The 2685-nt window shown below is 39.6% G+C and carries 3 protein-coding genes; all 3 read left to right on the plus strand.

The window, feature by feature from the left end; genetic code table 11:
* Window positions 1–934: glycosyltransferase family 2 protein (locus ACEW8O_RS15000; RefSeq protein ID WP_373495438.1), on the plus strand; the 934-nt coding region annotated here is incomplete at its 5' end.
* A 1-nt stretch (window position 935) separates the two neighbouring features.
* Complete coding sequence (locus tag ACEW8O_RS15005; RefSeq protein WP_373495439.1) at window positions 936–2096, plus strand: glycosyltransferase; 1161 nt, start codon at window positions 936–938, stop codon at window positions 2094–2096.
* The coding region (locus tag ACEW8O_RS15010; RefSeq protein ID WP_373495440.1) for a glycosyltransferase at window positions 2093–2685 on the plus strand (593 nt) is incomplete at its 3' end. The genes ACEW8O_RS15005 and ACEW8O_RS15010, both read left to right, overlap by 4 nt.

Raw genomic sequence — 2685 nt, forward strand, 5'->3', positions numbered from 1 at the left:
CATCATCCCACTTTACAACAAGTCCAAATATATTCAAAGGGCTATTGACTCTGTATTGAATCAGACTTTTAGGGATTATGAAATCATAATCATCAATGATGGTACTACGGATGGGGGAGAAAAACTGGTGGAGGAAAAATATGGGGATAAACTTCGGTTGATTTACCAAACTAACCAAGGAGTATCCATTGCCAGAAACAGAGGGATCAAAAAAGCCAAGTTTCCATGGATAGCTTTTTTGGATGCAGATGATTATTGGCATCCTGATTATTTGGAGTTTGTGGCGAAGTTAATAGTCCTTCATCCTGAGAATGGCATTATCGGTACCCATTACAGTTCAAATGCCCTGGAATCCAATCCAACTTTGTCCTATTTTAAACTGGACAATTATTTTAAACGAGCGGTCAGGAACACAATGTTTTTTACCTCAGCCACCGCAATTAGGAAAGATTTCTTTGACCATAATATAGGATTTGATCCTGAGATCAAATTGGGGGAAGATATTGATGTTTGGTTGCGTGCATCCTTGTATTTTGGTGACGGTTACTATATTTCTAATACCTTGGTTTACTATGGTCAGGAAGACGACAAAAGGGCAACACAAAAAAAATATCCACTGCATCAGACTTTGATCCCAAAGCTTTCAGGTAAGGATTATTTTTCAAGGGTTAAAAAATCATCGGAATTCAGCGAAAATGGGTTTTTGGAATTCAGGGATAAGTGGATCTATTTCACGTTGTTTCCCCATTATGGATTAAAAGCCAATAAAAAGCCCATTGCTGTAGTCCTCAATAATATGCCGAACAGGTATTTATTGGTCAGGTTTTTTTACTTTTTGCCTTTTGATCTTTTGCAGCGTTTGTTCAGGAATGATTTCTTTTCAGGAGTTTTTAGAAACTATATGAAATTCTGCTACAGCTTCATCTATACCTGAAATGAAGGTTGTCAGGATCGTATCAGAATTGGATTTTGGTGGTGTCGAACAGGTTATGGCCAATTCTATACCCGGCCTGGTTAGTGACGGTGATATTGAGGTTTCCATCATTGTATTGGGCAAAGGGGGACAAATAGCCCAAGAACTTTTACAAAAAGGAATTCAGGTGAATGTATTAAACCAAAACCCGCGCATTCCCAATTTCGGGTTGGTTTTTAGGCTTAGAAAGATGTTGGTGGATATAAAGGCAGATGTATTGCATTGTCAGGGAGGGGAAGCAAATTTTCATGGGATTTTGGCAGGGCATTGGGCAGGAGTAAATAGAATTATCGGAGAGGAGATCGGGATTCCAAACCACCATAGTTATTGGAAATATATTTTTAGATGGGTTTATTCTAAAGCCAATCTCGTCATTGCCATTTCGGAAGCAGTGAAAAATGCAATTGTGGAATTGGGAGAAGTGGAGGAGGAGAAGGTAAGGGTGGTGTACAATCCTGTTACAATGGGAAAAAGGTCAGTGGATTTCTCTTTTCTTACCTCAGTTCTCCACGGCGAACCAGAAAATGACAAAGGAGATGTTATAGGGAATGGTGCAGTTGAAATGTTGGGCAAGCTAAAAAATGAAAAATCTTTTGTATTTGTGACGACTTGTAGGATGGTACAAATAAAAAATCTGGATCGATTGATTTTGGCATTTTATGAAGTATTAAAGGAAGAAGGTGAAAAGCGAATGGAATTATGGATTGTGGGGGATGGGCCTTTGAAGGAAAAATTAATCCATCAAGTCAAGTCACTTGGAATTGGAAGTAAAGTGAAGTTTTGGGGATTTCAGAAAAATGTTTTCCAATTCTTGGAAATGGCAGATGCTTTTGTATTACCTTCTTTGAGAGAAGGTTCATCCGTTTCTTTGGCTGAAGCCATGACTTGCGGCTTACCTTCTGTTGTTACACAAGTTGGTGGAGCTTGCGAAATCTTGGGAAGCAGCAAATCAGGTGTAATGGTAGATCCTTTGGATGTGTCCTCTATTAAAAGCGGAATGGCTTCCTTGGCAACTTTGACAGATTTAGAAAGAAAGCTAATGGGTGAAAGGGCAATGTTGGAGGCTGAGAGATTTTCAACTGAGACTTATTTGAAATCTCTTGAAGTAATATATAAAGGTTGAAAATCAGGGTTTTGCATTGCATTGAGACCATTGCTTCCGGTGGAGTTGAACAGGTAAGGCTGACAATGATAAAAGGTTTGGACAAGGATAAATTCGAACACAAAATCATTTGTACCTGGGAGGGGGGTGCTGTTGCAGATGCATTGAAAGCTGAAGGTGTGGAATTGATTGCCATAGGTGGTTTCAGGCATCCTTTTCAATGGTCAAAGCACAGACAGGTTTTGAGAGTGATCAAGCGATTCAAGCCCCATATCATTCATGGGGCTATTTTTGAGGGAATGTCCATGGCAGCATTTGGAGGAAAGTTGGGCAAAGTGCCGATAATTATACTGGAAGAAACCTCTCACCCCTTAAGCAGGTCTAAAAAGGCGATTTATTTGCAGCAACTCTTTGCCAAAGTAGCAGACAAGGTGATTGGGATTGCACCTTCAGTTGTCAAATACCTGCAAGAATCGGTTGGACTATCTGCATCAAAGGTTCTTTTGATCAACAATGGAGTGAATAATCCTAGAGAAGTCAACCTTGAGGAAAAAAACAAAATCAAGTTAAAACTCGGTGTCTTGGCAGATGATGTCATCATTGGGTCAGT

It is taken from the genome of Aquiflexum sp. (assembly GCF_041749095.1).
Lineage (GTDB): Bacteria > Bacteroidota > Bacteroidia > Cytophagales > Cyclobacteriaceae > Aquiflexum.

What these genes read in the sequence shown, in the direction of transcription:
- ACEW8O_RS15005 (WP_373495439.1), top strand. Translation starts at nt 936, where the DNA reads ATGAAGGTTGTCAGGATCGTATCAGAATTGGATTTTGGTGGTGTCGAA.